Origin of the sequence: Candidatus Oleimmundimicrobium sp., from assembly GCF_030651595.1 — a bacterium.
In the GTDB taxonomy this organism is placed as follows: Bacteria; Actinomycetota; Aquicultoria; order UBA3085; family Oleimmundimicrobiaceae; genus JAUSCH01.
The window spans coordinates 1-21,427 of the sequence record NZ_JAUSCH010000131.1 but is presented as its reverse complement, the minus strand read 5'-3'; the positions used below and the strand labels follow the sequence as shown (position 1 = coordinate 21,427).

At 37.4% G+C, this 21,427-nt stretch carries 19 protein-coding genes; 18 read left to right on the top strand and 1 reads right to left on the bottom strand.

From position 1 onward, the window contains the following. The first annotated feature begins 156 nt into the window (after positions 1-156). On the top strand, positions 157-1,545 hold the full coding sequence (locus tag Q7U95_RS07720; protein ID WP_308753371.1) for an AAA family ATPase: 1,389 nt from the start codon (positions 157-159) through the stop codon (positions 1,543-1,545). Next, entirely contained in the window at positions 1,542-2,915 is a 1,374-nt protein-coding gene (locus tag Q7U95_RS07715) for a hypothetical protein (RefSeq protein WP_308753369.1), read from the top strand. Before Q7U95_RS07720 ends, Q7U95_RS07715 begins: the two co-directional genes overlap by 4 nt. Before the next feature lie 40 nt (positions 2,916-2,955). Here the strand turns inward: Q7U95_RS07715 and Q7U95_RS07710 are convergent, their stop codons facing one another. Then, positions 2,956-3,417, bottom strand: coding sequence for a hypothetical protein (locus Q7U95_RS07710; RefSeq protein WP_308753367.1), 462 nt, complete (start codon positions 3,415-3,417; stop codon positions 2,956-2,958). A 206-nt stretch (positions 3,418-3,623) separates the two neighbouring features. Here Q7U95_RS07710 and Q7U95_RS07705 point away from each other — a divergent pair, with 206 nt between their 5' ends. The 16 genes from Q7U95_RS07705 to Q7U95_RS07630 form a co-directional block, all read left to right on the top strand. Beyond that, positions 3,624-3,818 (top strand): YwbE family protein, encoded by a 195-nt coding sequence (locus tag Q7U95_RS07705; RefSeq protein ID WP_308753365.1) that lies wholly within the window; start codon positions 3,624-3,626, stop codon positions 3,816-3,818. 142 nt (positions 3,819-3,960) lie between these two features. Next, entirely contained in the window at positions 3,961-5,085 is a 1,125-nt protein-coding gene (locus tag Q7U95_RS07700) for an IS481 family transposase (RefSeq protein ID WP_308753363.1), read from the top strand. A 161-nt stretch (positions 5,086-5,246) separates the two neighbouring features. After that, complete coding sequence (typA, locus tag Q7U95_RS07695) at positions 5,247-7,070, top strand: translational GTPase TypA (RefSeq protein ID WP_308753361.1); 1,824 nt, start codon at positions 5,247-5,249, stop codon at positions 7,068-7,070. A 215-nt stretch (positions 7,071-7,285) separates the two neighbouring features. Next, positions 7,286-9,043 (top strand): DEAD/DEAH box helicase, encoded by a 1,758-nt coding sequence (locus Q7U95_RS07690; protein WP_308753359.1) that lies wholly within the window; start codon positions 7,286-7,288, stop codon positions 9,041-9,043. A 348-nt stretch (positions 9,044-9,391) separates the two neighbouring features. After that, entirely contained in the window at positions 9,392-10,729 is a 1,338-nt protein-coding gene (locus Q7U95_RS07685) for a hypothetical protein (RefSeq protein ID WP_308753357.1), read from the top strand. Positions 10,730-10,761: 32 nt separating this feature from the next. Then, a complete protein-coding gene (locus tag Q7U95_RS07680) occupies positions 10,762-11,085 on the top strand; it encodes a zinc ribbon domain-containing protein (RefSeq protein ID WP_308753355.1) in 324 nt (107 codons plus the stop codon). 10 nt (positions 11,086-11,095) lie between these two features. Continuing rightward, entirely contained in the window at positions 11,096-11,770 is a 675-nt protein-coding gene (locus Q7U95_RS07675) for a zinc ribbon domain-containing protein (RefSeq protein WP_308753353.1), read from the top strand. 48 nt (positions 11,771-11,818) lie between these two features. Then, complete coding sequence (locus Q7U95_RS07670) at positions 11,819-12,508, top strand: DNA alkylation repair protein (protein ID WP_308753352.1); 690 nt, start codon at positions 11,819-11,821, stop codon at positions 12,506-12,508. Next, positions 12,505-13,710, top strand: coding sequence for a hypothetical protein (locus Q7U95_RS07665; protein WP_308753351.1), 1,206 nt, complete (start codon positions 12,505-12,507; stop codon positions 13,708-13,710). The genes Q7U95_RS07670 and Q7U95_RS07665 overlap by 4 nt, the downstream gene beginning before the upstream one ends. Positions 13,711-13,794: 84 nt before the next feature. Next, positions 13,795-15,099, top strand: coding sequence for a lysine 2,3-aminomutase (gene ablA, locus Q7U95_RS07660; RefSeq protein ID WP_308753350.1), 1,305 nt, complete (start codon positions 13,795-13,797; stop codon positions 15,097-15,099). Next, positions 15,099-15,941 (top strand): putative beta-lysine N-acetyltransferase, encoded by an 843-nt coding sequence (ablB, locus tag Q7U95_RS07655; protein WP_308753348.1) that lies wholly within the window; start codon positions 15,099-15,101, stop codon positions 15,939-15,941. Before ablA ends, ablB begins: the two co-directional genes overlap by 1 nt. A gap of 236 nt (positions 15,942-16,177) precedes the next feature. Continuing rightward, positions 16,178-16,405, top strand: coding sequence for a ChaB family protein (locus Q7U95_RS07650; protein ID WP_308753346.1), 228 nt, complete (start codon positions 16,178-16,180; stop codon positions 16,403-16,405). Between the two features lie 254 nt (positions 16,406-16,659). Beyond that, entirely contained in the window at positions 16,660-16,995 is a 336-nt protein-coding gene (locus Q7U95_RS07645) for a winged helix-turn-helix domain-containing protein (RefSeq protein ID WP_308753344.1), read from the top strand. Further along, positions 16,995-17,534 (top strand): nucleotidyltransferase, encoded by a 540-nt coding sequence (locus Q7U95_RS07640; RefSeq protein WP_308753343.1) that lies wholly within the window; start codon positions 16,995-16,997, stop codon positions 17,532-17,534. The genes Q7U95_RS07645 and Q7U95_RS07640 overlap by 1 nt, the downstream gene beginning before the upstream one ends. A gap of 197 nt (positions 17,535-17,731) precedes the next feature. Then, the gene (pcrA, locus tag Q7U95_RS07635) at positions 17,732-19,858 is read left to right on the top strand and encodes a DNA helicase PcrA (RefSeq protein WP_308753342.1); all 2,127 of its coding nucleotides are present in this window, start codon (positions 17,732-17,734) and stop codon (positions 19,856-19,858) included. Positions 19,859-19,867: 9 nt separating this feature from the next. Next, a partial coding sequence (locus tag Q7U95_RS07630; protein ID WP_308753340.1) for a putative manganese-dependent inorganic diphosphatase occupies positions 19,868-21,427 on the top strand: 1,560 nt, incomplete at its 3' end.

Genomic DNA, 21,427 nt, shown 5'->3' with positions numbered 1-21,427 from the left:
AACGTATTTTATGGAATACAAGTGGAATTGTAAAGCATTTTATGGGCAATTATAAGGGATTTTTGAGCAAACTCATCTTGACACTGAAATCCAATTAGATATTATAGAATTCAGTATATTAATAAGTTAGATATAAAAAACTAAGGAACAGGTGTTATGAGCATAGACAACATAAGACAATTCATAAAAGAAAAGGCCGAACAATTCGGAGCAAAGATCGACAATGAATTCAACAAGGCATACGTTGAACGAAATAATACTGGACAAGAAGCATTAAAAGACAATGGTGCTTATTTTGGATTTATTCATCCAGAGGAAGAAGCCTCTGGACCATTCCACGACTTCTCATTGACAATTTTTCCAAATAAAATTAATAAACCTTGGCTAGTTTGCCTAGGAATTGGTTCAAGTGGATTTAAGAATGACTATGAGCTAGCAACCTACCCGGGATTAAGAAGACTTTTTTCCAAACTCGTTGACGATAGAGGATTTTGTAAATCAGACTTCTCAGATATAGAAACTAGTTTACCTAAAACAATTACGGGTAACGATGACCTACAACACATAAAAAACACGATTAAGACTTACACAAAGGTTTTACCGGTTTGCCAAATAGTAGACAACCCTGAAAGCGAAGAAGGAAAACAAATTATTGAGGCATTCGTCGCTGGATATGCAAAATTAAGAGACTGGTCATCTAATAAAGACCACAGAAAAGCAATTGTTGAAGCTTTAGCGCCTTTTATAAAAACAGAAACCATTGACGAAACCGAAGAAATAAAAAGCCTTCTGAATGAGAGAAAATACCTGGTACTCCAAGGGCCTCCTGGAACGGGAAAAACAAGGACAGCAAAAGAGGTTGCTGAAAAGTTAGAGGCAATTACAATTTTCACTCAATTTCACGCTGAGACTACTTATTCAGATTTTATTTTCGGAATTCGGCCTGACACAACTGATCAAGATTTAAAGTACAAACAGGTTCCGGGAAGTTTTACAATCGCTTTAAACGAAGCCATTGAAAATGAAAACAAAAAAGTAATCTTGATAATAGATGAAATTAACCGGGCAAATCTTTCAAATGTACTTGGTCCTATATTCTATCTTTTTGAACACAAGATGGATGGGTCAAATGTTGAAATTGAAATTTCTCCCGGTTTTAAAATCAATAAACTCCCTGAAAACTTTTTTGCGATTGCAACAATGAACACAGCCGATAGGAGTTTGGCTGTTGTTGATTTCGCGCTTAGAAGAAGATTCGCTTGGTATTCAATGAAACCAAAACCTATTAGTTCAAGACAATTTTATAAAGACGACTTTGTACAAATCCAAGAGATTTTTGAATGGTATGCTTCAAGTAATGAATTATCTCTTCAACCTGGACAGGGCTACTTTCTAGCAGACTCTGATGAAGAAATGAAAAACAGAATTCGATATGAAATCTTTCCACTCATAAAGGAGTATTTGCAAGAAGGCTTAATAAGAAGTGCCAAGGAGGAGTTCAACAATTATTTTGCAACACGAATTAACCAGGCTCTTTTCGAATGATTAAACCTTTAGATGTTTTTTGTGAAGTACCTTGTTTAACTGAACACTCAAGTCAGTTAAATGGAATTGCTTTGCAGAAAAAATGGTTCAAATCAGCAGACAAAAGAATTATTGGCCAATACCTTCAAAAATTCATTCAATATAACTCTAATCAATTTGAATTTCTTCGTGTTCAACCAATCATCAGTGGAACAGACCAAAACACATCTTTATATTTTAGGACCTCTAGCTATATCGGTTCTATTCCTCTAAGAGCGTCTGATACCGGTAAGCAAATAGGTGATTTTGTTGTAATGCCCAGGTTTGTCGGAAAAGATAGATTTGAAGACTACATTGAAATCTTAAACTTACTTGGTACAGAAATAAGTCCTGAAGTTGCTGACAGCTTGCCTTTGGCGTCCGGTAAAAACTTCCGACCTCCATTATATTTAGAGGCCGTAAAGTTTATTAAATCACTCGAAGAACTAATCATGAAGCCTTGGAGAAAGTTTGATAATGATGAACGAGTATCCCAGCAACCCACAGGTCAAATAAATTGGAACAAGTATATCAATGGTGAATACAAGGTTGAAAGCAGAATAAAGTTTCCCGTTAGAAAAAACATATTAAGTGAATTTCATCCTGAGTATTCCGAAATAAGATATGTGTTCGACTTATGCAAACTTGAACTTCTTTCTTCAAATACTCCACAAAGAATAAAGAATACAGTGAGGCCGAAATTAGAGTTCATTGAAGAAAAACTTTATTTACACAAACCCAAAGCAACAAATCAAATAGCATTAAAAGCTTCTGACAACCCAACAGTAAAATATTGCAAGGAACAAGCGAGTAAAATATTGAATCATAAACTGGTTGACAGCACAGCTTGGAGAGTTGATTTTTCAGATGTGTTTGAAAAGTTCGTTCAATACATCTTAAAAGAAACAGCAAAAGAAATAGGCGGCAGACTTTATTCAAACTTTAAATTTTATTCAAGGTCATCACGGCACTATAACTGGGAGTTGAAACACATTGAGCCTGATGCCATATATCAAAAAGACTCCCTAATAGTGTTTATTGACGCCAAATACAAATCTAACCTATACAACAAGTTTGATTTAAGTGATGCATTGAAGGAAGAGCATAGGCACGACCTTCATCAAATTATGGCCTACTCTTCTTTCAGCAAGACAATTAATAAATACGGTTTCTTATGCTATCCATCCGACAAGGCAGAAATAAAATCGATTAGATATAAAAACGGAATTAACGAGACAGAAAACACAATACTAATTTTAGGGATACCGCTTAGGAAAGACAGCATTCGTGAGGCAAAATGCATTTTGACAGATGAACTTAACAACATCGAAAAAATTAGCAATCAAGCCTAACAAGGCGCTCCAGCGGACAGCGTACCGCTGAACTTGGTCGTTATATCTTCTCCCTTTTCTTAATAAACAAAACAATACTACCCACTACGCCCACCAAAAAACCTATCGGGCAAAGAATAACCGCGATAAGGAAAAATGCTACATGAAGGGCTTCCACCAAATATTTTAGAAAAGTAATATGGCTGGTAATTGTACCTAAAGCATAAAAGAGGTTGTGTAGTAAAACGGAAACAAAAAATAATACCGCGGAACCTCCTGCTAAGATTAAAAACTTTTTCAACCTTCCTTCTACCTTTTCTTTCAGAGTAAAAAATATTAATGCTCCGCCCAATAAAAAGAAGGTAGCAATTGCCGGGATAAAATAAGGGCCTCTTAACCATTCGCCCAAGAAAGTCCCGCTTACAATGAGCACAAAAGTCGCTATAAATGTCCAAAATACCGTTGTTAGCATAGATATTCCTTTCTGATTTTTAGTGAACAAATTTATATTAATTAAAATCACTCCCTATTCCTTTTCTTAGACATAAGTTAAATGTTTCCTTCCAAATATTTTTTTCGAAGGGGAGAGGGTTGTCGATGAAAAAAACTGCTCCTCAGCAGCTTTTTCTTGACTCGAAAATTTAACCGTCTATTATGAAACTCAGTATATTAAGCATTATCTGCAATTTATATGATGGAATTTGTCAATAGAAAAGTGGAATTAGGAATATGAATGGTACAAATCGTGTAAATATAAAACCAGGCATACGGGTTTTGATAGTATTAAAAAAAGACCAGCGATCCGGAAAATTAACGGAAGGTGTCGTAAAAGATATCTTGACCAAATCTTCCACTCATCCCCACGGCATCAAAGTTCGATTAGAAAGTGGCGAAATCGGACGGGTGAAAGAAATATTAAATTAAGAGAATAATGAAAGGCAATAGCTAAAAATTTCATGCGTTTTACTGGCGAAGAGATGCTGCCTAGGTTCAAACAGATGGTAAACGGTTAGGATAGCTAAAAGTTAAGAGTGCTTCCGTTAAAATGTAGACAAGGAGGCACACTATGAAGGGAAGCTATCAAAGCTCTTCGATGAGCTATCAGTACCGTATGCCAAAGCTGCCCAAAGCCATATCGCAGCCACTATCCAAAGAAGCAAGACTTAGGCTTAAATGGTTTGACTTTTATTATTCCCACAATAAAAACGCGGAACTTACCTGCAGGTATTTTGGAATATCTAAAAGAACTTTTTACAAGTGGAAGAAGCGATACCGTCCTTACTCCCTTGAGAACTTAGAGGATAGGTCAAAACGGCCAAAGAATTTTAGAAGATCAAAGATACCGCTGGATCAGATAGATGAGGTGGTCTCTTTAAGAAAGAAATACCCCGCCTGGAGTAAATATAAGCTGGAGGTCATCTTAAAGCGTGAGCATGGCATCGACTTGTCAGCTTCAACAATCGGCCGGATTTTAAAGGAGAAAAACCTCATTAATCCAAGAATAAGTCAAAAAAAGAAGCGGGCGCAAACAAAGGTTAAAAGGCTTCGGTACTCTAAAGAACTAAAGGCGGAAGTCTTCGGTGATGTTGTTCAGTTCGATTCCAAACACTTCAATCTTCCCTGGGGTGAAAAGCGTTACCAGATCAATGCAATCGACGTTCTGTCTAAACTTAAATTCTCAAGAACATTTTCCAGGTTAAGCAGCAGAAGCGCCAAGACATTTTTCCTAGAGGCTCAAAATACCTTCCCCTTTCCAATTAAACGAGTTCAAACTGATAACGGTAGCGAGTTCATGGACGAATTCGACAACCTGCTATCTAAGTTAGAAATACCTCATTACTTTACCTATCCAAATTGCCCTAAACAGAACTCAATTGTTGAGCGAAGCATTCAAACCGATATTAAGGAATTTTATGAGCTTCAAAACTTTATGCCCACAATCGAAGAGCAAAACAAGGCTCTTAATGACTGGAACAATACTTACAACACCCTTAGGCCCCATCAAAGCCTTGGTTACTTAACGCCGAAAGAGTATTATGAAAAACATAAAGACGGAAGGCTCAAACCTTTAAAAGTTGTCTATGTTGACAACCCCGAAACCGTTTACCATGTAGTGAACCAGAACAGATGCTGTTTTTTAAGTGTTAATCGTGCTATAATTATGAAAAATAAATTCAATGTTTATGGGTAGTATTTTTAGATTAATATAAGAACAATCCTCCCATTCAACTACTTGGAAAATATATTAAAACCTAACAACTTATTGCAGTTGATTTTGCTCCGCGGTTCTACCGTTTTGTAAAACCACTGATTTCTGTCGTTAGATAAAAACATGAAAGGAAAATTATTAGTATGCCTAATCAGAAACGTCGAAAAGACGTGAGAAACGTGGCTATTATTGCCCACGTTGACCATGGGAAAACAACGCTTGTAGATGCTCTTTTAAAACAGTCAGGAGCATATGAGTTTAAAGATGGCGAAACTACAATTATGGACTCAAATCCACTTGAAAAAGAACGTGGAATAACTATTTTTTCAAAAAATGCTTCTTTTTTGTATAAGGGTGTACAGTTTAACATAGTTGATACCCCGGGCCATGCTGATTTTGGAAGCGAAGTGGAGAGAATTCTTAAAATGGTAGATGGCGTGCTTTTACTTGTAGACGCATTTGAGGGTCCCATGCCGCAAACTAAATTTGTTTTAAAAAAATCTCTTGAACTCCATCTTAAACCAATTTTGGTTGTAAATAAGATTGATAGGCCGAACTCGCGGCCTCATGAAGTTGCCGATATGACTTTTGATCTTTTTTGCGAATTAAACGCAACTGATGAACAACTGGATTTTCCGATTGTTTATGCTTCAGCAAAAGAGGGCACATCAACTCTTGATTTGGATGAAGAAAACAAAGATATGGGACCTCTTCTGGACACAATTCTTCATCGTGTACTGCCTCCGATTGCGGATTCTGAAAGGTCTTTTCAAATGCTGGTGACTATGCTGGATTATGATTCCTATGTCGGCCGTATTTCAACAGGTCGTATTTTTCATGGAAAAATAAAAAATGGAGAACAGGTATCTCTTGTGAAGAGCGATGGAACCATAAAACAAGGAAAAGTTACGAAAATATTAAAATACAAGGGTTTGAAAAGAGTAGAGGTTGATAGCGCGGAAGCCGGTGACATTGTGTCTGTCGCGGGAGTCGATGATGTGAAAGTTGGGGAAACTCTTGCATCAATAGAAAATCCAAAAGCATTGCCGAAAATAAAAATTGATGAGCCGACCATTTCAATGCTTTTTTCCCACAACACTAGCCCTCTCGCGGGGAAGGACGGCGGTAGATTTTTAACTTCGCGTCATATTCGTGAAAGACTTGAGCGTGAAGCGCTGACAAATGTGGGAATCAAGATAGAAGATGTTGCCGGAACTGAAAAAATCAAGGTTTCCGGAAGAGGAGAACTTCATCTTTCCATACTTATTGAAACAATGCGCAGAGAAGGTTATGAACTTGAAGTTTCTTCTCCTCGGGTGATATTAATGAAAATTGACGGAGAAATTCTTGAACCTACGGAAGAAGTGTTGGTTGAGGTTGACCAGGGATATCAAGGAGCTGTGATTGAAGCGTTCGGTGTGAGAAAAGCAGAGATGAAGGATATGCAGGTGACTTCAATTGGTACGATGCGCATGAATTTTTTAATCCCAACAAGAGGATTGATTGGATTTAGAAGTGAGTTTTTGAAGATGACCCGAGGTACGGGAATCATGTATCAGAATTTTTACCAGTATCAAAAGTACAAAGGAGAGATTGCTCATCGCCAGGTGGGGGTGCAGATTTCAATGGGCAGCGGCAAGACAGTTGCCTACGCTTTGTTTGGGCTTCAGGAAAGAGGCGAGATATTTATTAATCCGGGTGATGATATCTACGAAGGTATGATTATAGGCGTTAATAATAAGGGAGATGATCTCGTTGTTAACGCGACCCGGGAGAAAAAACTTACAAATACGCGAGCGGCCGGGTCTGATGAGGCGATAAAGCTTATTCCTCCCAAAGAAATGACGTTGGAATTTGCTTTGGAATTTATCGAAGACGATGAATTAGTTGAGATAACTCCTAAAAATATTCGTCTTAGAAAAAGATATTTAACTAAAAACGAAAGAAAATCAAAACTTCGAAAATAAAACTGTTTAGAAAGATGTCAAAAAATAAGATTTGACCCCAAACTCGGATTTATTTAGAAAACGTTAAAAGTTAAAGATGTAGTTTGTTGTAAATATTCTTATAGCATTTGCAAAATGTAACGTAAAGTGCAATAATATATAAGTTTTACACAATATGTTCTTACAACGTCTGCCGGGATTTTTACCGGCGACACTATTTTTTGGAGGTATTTTAGATGTCGAACGATGTTTCTTCACAGCCAGATTTTTGTGAATTAGGATTAATTAAACCTGTATTGAAGGCATTAGATAAAATGGGGTATGAGACGCCGACGCCAGTTCAGGTGCAGGCGATTCCACATGTCTTAGCAGGCAGAGATTTACTGGGACAAGCTCAAACCGGTACTGGGAAAACTGCTGCTTTTGCCTTACCGTTATTGTCACGTATAGATCTTAAGAAGCTGGAACCTCAGGTGTTAGTTTTAGCACCCACTCGTGAACTGGCTATTCAAGTGGCAGAGTCTTTTCAGCAGTACGCGTCTCAAATGACGGGGTTCCACGTATTGCCTATCTATGGCGGTCAGGCTTATGATGGCCAACTTCGTCGACTTAAACGTGGCGTGCATGTCGTGGTAGGGACGCCGGGACGGGTAATGGACCACATGCGGCGCGGGACTTTAAGCCTAAAAGCACTTAGCTGTCTTGTTCTTGATGAGGCGGATGAAATGTTGCGTATGGGTTTTATTGATGATGTAACGTGGGTTTTGGAACAGACTCCACCTGAGCGCCAGATAACGCTTTTTTCTGCAACCTTGCCTAAGGCAATCCGTCAAATTGCTCAAAAATACTTGAATAATCCGGTAGAAGTTACGATAAAAACACGAACTGCTACTGTGGAAGCCACTCGCCAACGCTTCTGGATGGTGAGTGGGTTCCATAAATTGGACACGCTAACGCGAATACTGGAGGCGGAAACTTTTGATGGCGTGCTCATCTTTGTTCGCACCAAAACGGCAACAATGGAACTCTCGGAAAAACTTGAGGCTCGCGGCTACGCTTCCGCACCGTTAAATGGAGATATTACGCAAAGTAAACGAGAGCGTACGGTAGAACAATTTAAAAAGGGGAAAATAAATATTTTAGTTGCCACTGACGTGGCGGCGCGGGGGCTGGACGTTGAACGCATCAGTCATGTTATCAATTACGATATTCCATACGATACTGAATCATATGTTCATCGAATTGGCCGTACGGGTCGGGCCGGGCGTAGCGGTGAGGCTATTTTGTTTGTAGCCCCACGAGAAAAGTATATGTTGCGCTCCATAGAAAGAGCTACCAAACAAAAGATTGAGTTGCTGGAATTGCCTTCAACAGAAGTGATTAATGACAAGCGCGTTGCGAACTTTGAACAACGCATCACCGATACTTTGGCAGCCGGAGGATTAGAATTTTACTACGATTTGATGGAGAAATATCTGCAGGAGCATAATGTGCCCGCGGTTGAAATTGCTGCCTCGTTAGCTAAATTAGTACAGGGTGACGAACCTTTATTGTTAACAAATAGACCTAAAAATAAAAAAGTTGTGTTTGAGGAATTTGAGGACAGACCAAGAAAGGGAAAATCTTTTGCAAAACGTGGTCGAGCATCATCGGTGTCCGAAAAAGGGATGGAAAGATTTCGTATTGAGGTTGGTCGTAATCATGGTGTAAACCCCGGCAATATTGTGGGCGCTATTGCCAATGAGGCGCAAATAGACAGCAAATTTATCGGCCGGATAAATATATATGATGACTTTAGTACGGTAGATCTGCCCGAAGGAATGTCGTCAGATATTCTGCGTGTATTGAAAAAAATTTGGGTGTCCGGTCAGCAGTTAAAAATTTCGAGACTGGATGAACGTGGCAAACAGCAATATGCTAAAGATAAAAGTAAATTCAAACCAAAGCATAAAAAAGAACAAACCGGCTACTCAAGGAAGAGAAATAACAAGTAAATTTATAGGATTAAGGCTACTTTAACCCTGATATTTCGAGAATAAAATTATTTAATAAAGACGTCAAAAAATAAGACCTGATCTCTGATGTTATAATCCTCGATGTCAATTTTTCTGTTATTAATATAGATGTTCCTTTCTGATTTTTAGTGGACAGGTTCATATTAATTAATTTCTTAATCTTCTTCTTAGATATAGGCTAAATGTTTCCTTTCGAGTATTTTCTCAAAGTCTTTTTCTTTAAAGAAATAGACATTATGTTTAAATAAGATGTAAGAAAGGAAATTCAAGGTTTTAAGTTTTTATACCGATGTTTTTAATAAGATAAGAGAGAGGAAAAAAAATAATATGGATGAAAAAAACGAGCAAGTAACTATTATGAAATGCCCTTTAAGTTATCTTTTGCTTGACGAGAATGACGAAGAAATAGCCGGTGGCGAAGCTGAAGTCGGGCTTGACGAAGAAAATCTTTCTATTTATCCAAATTTTGGCGAAGCACTGCTTGTTCCTTTTCGGGATATTTTGAAGATTCCTGAAGACGATTATAAGATTTGTCTCACTTTAACCTCTCAAGAAAAACTTATACTTTCTAATCTCGGATATAAATATGAGGATTTTTTAAGGGTTTTCTTTAAGCTGCGCAATGAGCTGTTTTTAAAAGATCTGCTGATGCACGAATCTCTTAAAAAATCCGGAGTAGAAGCGGATTTTACTTACTTTGACGAAAGTGGTGTGGAAAAACAGAAGGGGATGTGCTCACCCTGTTTATATGATACAGCGATTGTGATTATTCCGGAAAAAGGAGAACTCATAAGGATTCCCTACAGCGAAATCTCGGGAATTAAAGAAGAGGATTTTGCTTTGATTATAGATACGGAGTGGGGAGAAAAATTTGTTTTTTCAAAGATGGGAAAGCAATTTGATTCGTTTAAATATACGCTGTCGGAAATAATTAACGAACTTTCTTTAAAGGTCCAATCATCGCTTAAAGAATTGCTGCCCCGGGCAAATCCTTCCATCATATGGAGAGCTGCCCGATTCATGAAAGAAGGCAAAGCGGCAAAGAGAAGCGATTTGGAATCAATCTCTCCCGAACTTTGGACGGAATTGGAAAATAAGTTAGAGATAGCAGAGGTTAAAGAGGAATACGAATTCTTAAAATCATTATCCCGGCAAGAGAAAATTTGCATTGGTTTAAAACGCGGGCTTTTGGGCGATTTAACCGGCGAATACATCTGGTTTTTAATTCCAATTTACAGTGTAAATTCAGAAGAACCGGGAAATGCGGTGGCAATGGAGGCAACATCAACCGAAGGTGGCGGAAAGGCAACATACTTTTTCAGGATTGTGAGCAGAAAGGACTACCCAAATTTTCAAGATATAGAAGATTTGCACAAAGAAGTTGACGATTTTATTAAAAAAATAAACAAATGTATGCTTGCTATTAATTTTAGGCGTGAACCAATATATCTGCCTGATGAAAAACTAGAAGAACCGCAGTATCAAAAATATCAATTTGCCATAGCCAGAATATCTGAGCTAAGGGAATTACGCAGTTTATTTATTGGCAGGGTCATTCATTCCTCACCTGAGCAGTGGGAAGAAGATGTGGCAAATCTGCTAAAATTTAATGTGAGCATGCAGGATGATAGTGAAAAATGGAAAAAAATTGCGAACGACAAGTAATTTAAAGTGTTAATAAGAAAGGAGGTTAAATTATGCCGGGATACAAACATCCCTGTCGTTATTGTGACAAACTGATTCCTCCTGAATCAAATGTTTGTCCGCTTTGCGGAAGAGTAAATCCATTGGGTTCATTGAGGTGTCCCAAGTGTCGAAATCCAATACAGAAAAATTATAAGGTTTGTTCAATTTGTGGGTTGAGCTTAGAGATAAAATGTCCAAAGTGCGGAAAGACAACCTTTTTTGGGGATTACTGTGAACACTGCGATGCGCGTTTGGTAATTGTTTGCCCAAAATGTGAGACGGAACAACCGCCAATCGGAGAAAAATGTATAAAGTGTGGCAAGCTACTTAAATAAGGAGGTAGAGATGGGAGAGGGTAATCTTATAGGTTTTACCGATAATTTTGCAGATAATAGCACGGAAGCCGGGTTTCAGTTTACGTTCTACTGCGATATTTGTCGCGAAGGTTACAAGACAAGGTTTACGGAATCAAAGACTTACAAAAAAGGGCGGTTTTTTAAAGGGCTTGGAAGCATGGTTAGTGCTGCTGCTCAAATGACGGGAAAATATAACATTGGATATGGTATCGAGAGAGGCACCGATGTTATCGGTGAGAAATTTAAAGGCATGTCTCCCGCTTGGCAGAAAGAACACGAAGAGGCATTTGAATTAGCGCAAAATGAAGCAAAAGAACACTTTCATCGCTGTCCGAAGTGCACGAAGTGGGTTTGCGAAAATGACTGGAATGAGCAGGAAGGATTATGTACAGTATGCGCTCCCCGGATAAATGTTGAAGTAGCGGCCGCCAAGGCGGAGAAAGCGGTATCTGATATAAAAGAGAAAGCGGCTAAAACCCAAGTATTTACAGGTAAGATTGAAAGCAAGCAGACCATCTGTCCGCAGTGTGGTAAGCCGGCTGGTGAAGGAAAATTTTGTTCCAATTGCGGGGCGCCTCTTGCTTTAATAAAATGCTCTAAATGCGGAGCGGAAAATCCAGCGGGTACAAGATTTTGCGGTGAGTGCGGCACAAAGCTTGAATAAACAGAATCTGACATTTAAACCATGTGTTTAAAATAGATATGGTGGTAAATGAATTACGATGATGTTATTGAGAAATTAAAATCTTTATCCAATCCCAGGGCAATTGAAGGCATGGCGAGGTTTGGCATTACTCCTGAAAGAACCCATGGAGTATCAATTCCAAATTTAAGGAAGATGGCCAAGGAAATCGGGAAAGACCATAATCTTGCCCGGGAACTTTGGAAATCGAATATCCGCGAAACCAGAATACTTGCCTGTATGGTCGATGAACCAAATAAAGTAACTGAAGAGCAGATGGAGAGCTGGGTAAAAGGGTTTGATTATTGGGAAATATGCGATCAGTGTTGCATAAATCTTTTTGAAAAAACAGAATTTGCTTATCAAAAAGCTGTTGAGTGGAGCGAGAGAGAAGAAGAGTTTGTTAAAAGGGCGGGTTTTGTTTTGATGGCGGTGCTGGCAGTCCACGATAAAAAAGCAGATGATAAGGAATTTGAAAAATTCCTTTTGATTATAAAGAGAGAGGCCGCCGATAATAGGAATTTTGTGAAGAAGGCCATAAATTGGGCGCTCAGACAAATTGGGAAACGCAACCTTAACTTGAACAAGAAGGCAATTGAGGTTGCTAAAGAGATACAAAAGTTGGACTCGAAAGCAGCGAAATGGGTTGCAACTGATGCAATTAAAGAACTAACAAGCGAGGCGGTTCGGGAAAGGTTAAAAATTAAGAAGGTAAGATGAATAATAAACTAACAGAAATATTTAAAATTATATCTTTTTACGATGATTATCACTGGGAATTTACTCATAATTATAATCTGATTAATTTTTTCAAAAAAGATTTAGAAGATGATACAAAAATTCTAACACATTGGTTATGTTACATAACTGACAGGCAAATGCCTTTCCAACGAATATGGAATATTGGCGGATTTGTATTTTCTGAGTTGATATATGAAGTTAAAAAACAGAATTCATTAAATCTATTAAATCCAGAATATGAAAATTCTTTTGTAAAAAGAGATGGCAACGATAAATACACTTTTATAAGCAAGTCAACAGCAGACAATAATTCCATTTTAACTCAATATAATGGTATTTTTGAGAATGGAAGGGTGAAATTTAAATCAAGATTTTTCCCATCGGATTATCTGGCGATTTTATACACTTTTATTTTTTTAGAAGATTATGACTTCAGTTTTTCTAAATTCATTAAAGAAATTTATTGTAAACATAAAGATAAGAATGATTTTATAAAAAGAATATTGTTTTCATTGTATTTATTGACTTATTATGAAATTGGACAGCCTAAAAGTAGTGATTTGAGTGATTTTGCTGGTAATATAAAAAATGCGAATGAACGGAAAAACAGAATAAAAAACATTTTAAATAATCCCGATGAATTCAGTAATGAATACAACATTTTTCTCAAAGATACAGTTTTCAACCAGAAAAGAGCTTGGTGTAGCTTAAGGGACTTTTTAAAATCTCCTGAATTTAAGCAATATTTTAAAGTAGCATTAAGTAAGGAAGATTTAAGCGATAATGATTTTAGAAAATTATTTTCGTATGAAGCACTTATTCAATTAGAGCTGCCAGGAGATGTATGGAATAATAACTCTAAATTTAGAAATTGTATTTTAAAAGATACAGATTATGAACACTCAAAGAAGGCTTTAAATAAAATATTAAGAGATTTTTTTAATAAAAACAGTCAAGATATTATTGGATATCCTGAGCAATTCGATATTACTTTTGATTTTGTTCCAAGAATGTGTGATCTGAACAATTGTGACTTATGTCCTATATATAAAATTGATAACAGAAAAAATAATTTTAGCAAGATATGTTTAAAAAATGAAAAGATGTATTGTCCAGTTATTTTGGTTGGTTGTAATTATAAAAACAATTGCAAAGGCGAAGATAATTGTAAAATAGTATAACAAATCACTACACTGGATTTTTACTTCGCTCCGCTTCGTAAAAACCAGTGAGTTCAAACGTTAGCCATAAAAAAGGAGTAATAAATGATTTTTACAAAACACCAAAAGGAGATGGCTGAAAAGATAGATTCAAATATTTCCAAATCAAACTGGAAGGATTGGAAATGGCAAATAAGATATCGTATTAGGTCTTTGAATGTTTTAGAGTCGCTTTTAGGCGTAAAACTTTCTGAAGAGAAGCGATTACAATTAAAAAAAACTATTGACAAATTCCCGATGTCTATCACGCCGTATTATTTATCCTTAATTGATACGGATAATTTAGAAAATGATCCTGTTTTTAGACAATCTGTTCCATCTATTCATGAACTGGATTTTTCGCGTGCGGATATGGTAGACCCTTTGTACGAGGACAAAGACAGTCCGGTGCCGGGGATCACGCATAGGTATCCTGATCGTGTTTTGTTTTTGGTAAGTAATGTGTGTGCAATGTATTGTCGTCACTGCACCAGAAAAAGGCGGGTAGGGGATATAGACAATATTCCGACTAAAAAAGAAATACAAGTTGGAATTGACTATATTCGCAACACCCCCAAAGTTCGAGACGTTTTATTAAGTGGAGGTGATCCCTTTCTGCTATCAAACGATTATCTGGATTGGATATTAACTGAACTTCAAAAGATAGAACATGTTGAAATAATTCGTATTGGGACCAGAACGCCTGCTGTTTTACCTTATAGAATAACTGATAAACTCGTGGCAATGTTGAAAAAACATCATCCCTTATGGATTAATACACATTTTAACCATCCCCGGGAAATAACTACATCTTCCAAAAAGGCTCTTGCAAAACTTGCGGATGCAGGTATTCCTCTTGGCAATCAATCGGTCCTACTTTCCGGCGTGAACGATTGTCCAAAAATTATGCGCTCTCTTGTCCACAAACTCGTCGCAAACAGGGTTAGACCTTATTATTTGTATCAGTGTGATTTCTCTGAAGGATTAAGTCATTTCAGAACCCCTGTCGGTAAAGGAATTGAAATTATTGAAAGCTTAATTGGACATACAACCGGATTTTGTGTGCCAACCTATGTGATTGATGCTCCTGGAGGCGCTGGCAAGATCCCGGTTATGCCAAATTACCTCATTTCATGGTCTACCAATAAGGTAATTTTGAGGAATTATGAAGGAGTCATAACAACCTATAAAGAACCTGATTCTTATGAGCCGACTTTTTGTGACAGAAACTGTGATCAATGCAACTTGCAACTTTCCCTGGAAGATGCAACTGAATATCGGGCAGTGGGAATAGAAAAACTATTGGCAGATTATGACGATACAATAACACTTGTTCCTGCAAAAAACGAACGAATAGAAAGGCGTAGCTAATGTTGACGCAAGACAAAATAGAAAAATATAAAGGGTGTGTTATCCAACATGGGCACTGTAACGACCGTATTTACCTGATGCAAATAACATCATTGCCATCGGCAGAACTTCCCTATGAACTTATTGACCTAGCGAAAACAAATGGATACTCAAAGATCTTTGGAAAAGTGCCGGAGAGTATAGCAAAAAACTTTTTAATTGCCGGTTATTTGGAAGAAGCCAGAATTCCAGGATTTTATTCAGGAAAGGAAACCGCTGTATTTATGGGATATTATCTAAATGCTGAACGCATCAAGGAACCCGATATTGATAAAATAGAAAATATCTTGAAAATTGCTTTGGGGAAAAGAACAGCAGATAAAGTATCACGTTTGGAAAACCGGTTTATTTCACGCAAGTGTAATAAACCGGATGTATCCGTTATGGTAAAAATATACCAAGAGGTTTTCCCTTCTTATCCATTCCCAATCCATGATCCTGACTATCTTTTAGAAACTATGCAAAGTCATATTGATTATTTTGGTATTGAAACAGAGGGCGGGTTGGTAGCTGTTTCATCGGCGGAAACAGACAAAGAAGCCGCTAATGTGGAAATGACAGACTTTGCGACACTCCCGGAGTGGCGAGGGAACAAGTTTGGTCAACAGCTTCTTATTCGAATGGAGAATGAAATGAAGAAGAAAAATATCAAAACTGCATACACAATTGCCCGGGCAATGTCTCCGGGAATTAATGTTACGTTTAGCAAGTTAGGATACCAATTCGGAGGTCGGTTAAAAAACAATACAAATATTTCTGGAAGAATAGAGAGTATGAATGTTTGGTTTAAAGCTCTCGATTGATGGCTAACAAATCGCTGCACCTGACAAAAAACGCGCGGCGTTTTTTGCTGGTGAGCTCAATCGTTAGGCGTATGCGGCACCGCCTTCAAATGCCGCAACAAAAGGAGGTCATCACATGAAAATGTTACTTACTGTCGAATTCCCACTTGAGCCTTTCAACTCCCTCGTCAGAAGCGGCAAGGTGGGCGAGATCATTGGACGTATCCTCGAAACCATCAAGCCCAAGGAGTCATGTTATGCCCTATAAAACCAATAAAGATTTACCAGAAAATGTAACCCATGTACTTCCTGCCCATGCACAGGATATTTACCGGGAAGCATTTAATCACGCCTGGCAGGAATATGCGAGCCCTGGAGAACGCCGGGGCGATGCTTCCCAGGAAGAAACGGCGCATAAGGTGGCATGGTCAGCGGTGAAGAAAAAATATGAAAAGACCGGTGATACGTGGACAGCAAAAGAATAATTATAGTGTGTAGATTGTATCTGGGAAGCTAATGTAAAAATTGCTTCCCAGATACTATGGCATGCAAACGCACGGGGGCAGGTCTATAGTCGTAGCATTGTGCTGCTTATCCAGCCTAACTCTGCATTCGAGCAGGACGCGCCAAAAGCGGCGCGCCCCTCAATTTGAACGTTAGATAGAAAAACAATAAAGAAATACTTGAAGACTACCAATATAATTGGTAATATTACCAATTATATTGGTAGGAGGTTGTTATGCTTGAAATATTATTTGGAAATCAAAATACTGAACGTATACTTTTCACGCTTTTGCTAAGCAAAAAATGTTATGCGAAACAATTAGCTGATAGGTTTGAAGTAGCGGTTTTTGGAGTTCAAACAACATTGCAGAAACTTGAAAGAGCGGGAGTTTTAATCAGCTTTAAAGAAGGAAATACTCGTCTTTTTGAATTTAACCCGAGATATCCATTTCTGTTAGAGTTGAAACAATTATTAAAAAAAGCTTATGAATTTCTTCCTGAAGAGATAAAAATTAAATATTATGAGCCAATAACTCGCAAAAGACCTCGCCGTACAGGAAAACCCCTTTAATGATGAAGAACATTAATCTTAAAAAAATTACAATTAAAGATTTGGCCAAAATAATCGGGGCACAGCTATCTAAACACGGAATTGAAGCTGTATTGGTTGGTGGGGCTTGTGTATCAATTTATTCTGAAAATAAATATATATCATATGATTTAGATTTTATTACATATGAATCCAACAAAAAAATTAAAACAGCTTTAAAAGAGATTGGTTTTGAATATGATAAGAAAAAATATTATATACATCCGGATTGCGAGTACTTCTTGGAATTTTTAGCTCCACCAATCGCGATTGGGAATCAACCAATTCAAAATTTTGATACAATCTCATCAAACTTAGGTTCAATAAAAATATTAACTCCAACGGATTGTGTAAAAGATCGCTTAGCTGCATACATTCATTGGGATGATAAAGAATCTCTTGAACAAGCAATTATGGTGGCAAAAGTACAAAAAATAGATGTAAATAAAATAAAAAAATGGGCACGAGAAGAATTTAATGGTGAAAAAATAAAAGATTTTATTGAAAAATTAAGCATCTAACAAGACGCTTTATCTGATCCCTCAGTTGGTGGGTGAGCTTTACAGTCAGTCAACACAAATAATCCCACCTTTCCGATTTACCCAAATCCATCTTCGAAAGAATCGTAGAAATTAATAGTTGACTCAATCAATCAAAAAAGACTGATTCCTGTAAAACAGGGCTGCGTTCTATCCAATTTTCGGCTATAATTTAGAATATGAATTTACTTGAAAAACTAAACCCGGACCAAAAAAAAGCTGTTGAATATACAGAAGGCCCTCTTATAATCCTTGCCGGGGCCGGTAGCGGAAAAACCAAAGCTTTAACTTACAGGGTGGCTCACCTAATTAAGAACAAAGGGATAAATTCACGCAATATATTGGCCATCACTTTTACTAATAAAGCTGCCAACGAGATGAAGGAGCGAATTAAGATCCTAATTGGCAACGTGGTACACGGAATGTGGATTGGAACATTTCACGCAACCTGTGTGAGAATTTTGAGGAGAGATATTGAGCGTCTTGGATTTAAGAGGAATTTTTTAATTTACGATGATGACGATAGGATAAGGTTAATTACTGAATGTCTTAAAGATTTAAACTATGATACAAAAAAATTCGCGCCTCGAACGATTAAGAACAAAATTTCAGCTGCTAAAAATGAACTTCTGGATGCTGAAACGTTTGTGTCTCAAGCCATATCTTATCCCGATAAAATCGCGGCAGAGGTTTACCAGCTTTACCAGGAAAGAATTACTAAAAACAACGCGCTGGATTTTGATGATTTGATTATGATGACGGTGGACCTGCTTAATCTTTTTCCCAGCATTTTGGAATTTTACAGAGACGAGTTTCGTTATATTCTTGTTGATGAATACCAGGACACAAATCATGCCCAATATAAACTCATAAATCTTTTGGCTGGAAAGCATAAAAATTTGTGTGTAGTGGGGGACCCGGATCAAAGCATCTATAAATTTAGGGGCGCCGATATTCGGAATATTTTGGAATTCGAGTTGGATTACCCCGAGGCCAAGATAGTGAGGCTTGAGCAGAATTACCGCTCAACCCAGGTTATTTTAGATGCGTCAAATCATGTTATTAAAAATAATTTAGGAAGAAAACCGAAAGCTCTGTGGACGAAAAATGCGGCAGGGGAACTTATCGTCCACTTCCAGTCTGAAAATGAGCGCGAAGAAGCTGCCTTCATTGCCGGTGAAATTGAGCGTCTTTCCAAGGAAAAAAAGAGAAGCTATAAGGACTTTGCAATTTTTTATCGAACAAATGCTCAATCGAGAGTTCTTGAGGAAACCTTTATAGGAATTGGTTTACCATATGAGATAGTGGGAGGCCTCAGATTTTATGAGCGAAAAGAAATAAAAGATATTCTGGCTTATTTGAGGGTGATATCGAGCCCCATGGATTCGGTTGGCTTAAAGCGGATAATAAATGTTCCAATTCGCGGAATAGGAAAGACTACCATTGCTTATTTAGATAAATTTGCGATACAACAAAGGATATCTTTTTATGAAGCTATTAAAAAGGTTGAGAAAAACCCTTGGCTCTCAGCTTCAACCAAGAAAAAAGTCGAAGGATTTTCAAATATGCTGGAAAGCTTTGAGAAAGCCAAAGAAGATGATATCCAATTTTTAGTTGAAAAGGTCCTTGATGTTACGGGTTACTTAACTTTTTGGGACAAGCAAAAGACTTTTGAGTCAATCGGTCGAGTTGAAAATATTAAGGAGTTTATCTCGGTAGTAGTGGAATTTAAAAACGCTTTTCCGGGAAAAAACTTGAGTGATTTTTTGGAACACATCGCCCTTGTTACTGATATTGATTCCTATGATGAAGGTGTTGATACCGTTACCTTAATGACGTTACATAACGCTAAGGGTTTAGAATTTCCAATTGTTTTCATAATTGGGATGGAGGAAGGTATCTTCCCACATTTTCGTTCTATAGCCGAGCCTGAGGAGTTAGAGGAGGAAAGACGCTTATGTTATGTTGGTATGACGAGGGCAAAAGAAAAGCTTTATTTAACATCGGCATGGTCAAGGAATTTATGGGGTTCAACCAGTTATAATTTAAAATCCAGGTTTATAAAAGAAATACCCAGTGATTTGTTTGAGGATTTATTGGGCACAGCTTTGTATCAGAAAGGCGATGTTGAAACAACACAACAAAATTGCAACGTATTTTCTCTGGGCGATAAAGTTATACATAAAACTTTTGGCGAAGGCGATGTTGTTTCAGTTGATGAAGAGGACCAAATTACAGTTTTCTTTTTAAAAGCAGGAAGAAAGAAAGTATTTCTTGAAGATACTCCGTTAGAAAAGATTAATTAGGAGATAAACATGTCGATTTATGTTGTGGGGCATAAAAATCCGGACACAGATTCAATTTGTTCTGCCATAGCCTATGCGTATCTTAAAAATCAAATTGCTGAGGATAATTATGTTGCAGCGCGATTAGGTAAAATTAACAGAGAAACCGATTTTGTTCTTAATTATTTCAATATTTCACCTCCAAAATATCTTTCTCATGTAAAAACAAGAGTAAAAGATGTTATGTTTTCTCCACCAATTACAGCCCTCCCGGAATCATCAATAAAAGATGTTGGTGAGTTAATTTATGAATGCAATATTAGAGGGGTGCCTGTTGTTGACAAAGGGGGACGTTTGCTTGGAGTCGTTACAGAGAGGAATATTGCGCATCAGTATATTGAGGAATTAAAAATTCGAAGTTTAAAAGAGATAGAGATAAAGTTTGGCCAGATTGTCAAAACCCTTGAAGGAAAGATAATAGTTGGCAATTCGGAAAAAGTTATTTCCGGTAATGTTTTAATTGGGGCAATGCTTCCGGAAACAATGGCAGATTTTATCAATCCCGGGGACATTGTTATTTTGGGTAATCGGCCGGGAGCTCAAATAACCGCGATTGAAAAAGGTGTTTCGTGTCTCATAATAACCGGGGGTTTTGCTCCTTCTAAAAAAATTGAAGAGATGGCAAAAAACAACTCTGTGAGTTTAATTGTTACCTCTTACGATACATTTGCGGCTGCTCGATTGATAAATTTAAGTATTCCTGTTGATAGGATAATGGATAAGGAAACATTTACATTGCGAGAAGAAGATCTTTTAAGCGAAATTACGGATGAGATTTTAACTTCAAAATATAGACAGGGATTTGTTTTAGACGCGAGTAATTCGGTAATAGGCGTGGTTACGCGTTCTGATCTTGTAAATCCCGTAAGAAGAAAAGTGATTTTAATGGACCACAGCGAAAAAAGCCAGTCCGCAGAGGGTATTGAGCAAGCAAATATTTTGGAAATTATAGACCACCATCACTTGGGAGATATTCAGACGACAGAGCCGATATTGATGATAAATGAACCAGTGGGCTCAACTTCTACTATTGTTTGGGAGCAATTTAAAAGGACGGGCGTTGAAATTCCTAAAGACATGGCTGGAATGTTGATGGCAGCTATTCTATCGGATACGGTCCTTTTAAAATCTCCCACCACAATGTCAAAAGATGAAATCGCGGTTAAGGAACTTGGAGACATAGCGGATTTAGATCCCATGGAATTTGGTATCAAGATGTATACCGAGAGTTCGGGAGTATCTGTGATGAGTCCGAAGGAAATAATTATGACTGACCTCAAAATATATAATTTAAACGATGTCAAAGTTGGTATTGGGCAGATTGAAACAACTGATTTAAAAGTGGTTTTAGATAAAAAAGAGAGTATTTTGCGAGAGATGGAAAAAATTTGCAAAGATAAAGAAATCGACCTTTTGCTGATGATGATAACTGACATTATAAAAGTAGGGACAGAACTCTTGGTTACGGGAAGAACAAGATTAGTTGAGAGAGGTTTTGGGGTAAAACTTGAAGGGGGCAGTGTGTTTTTG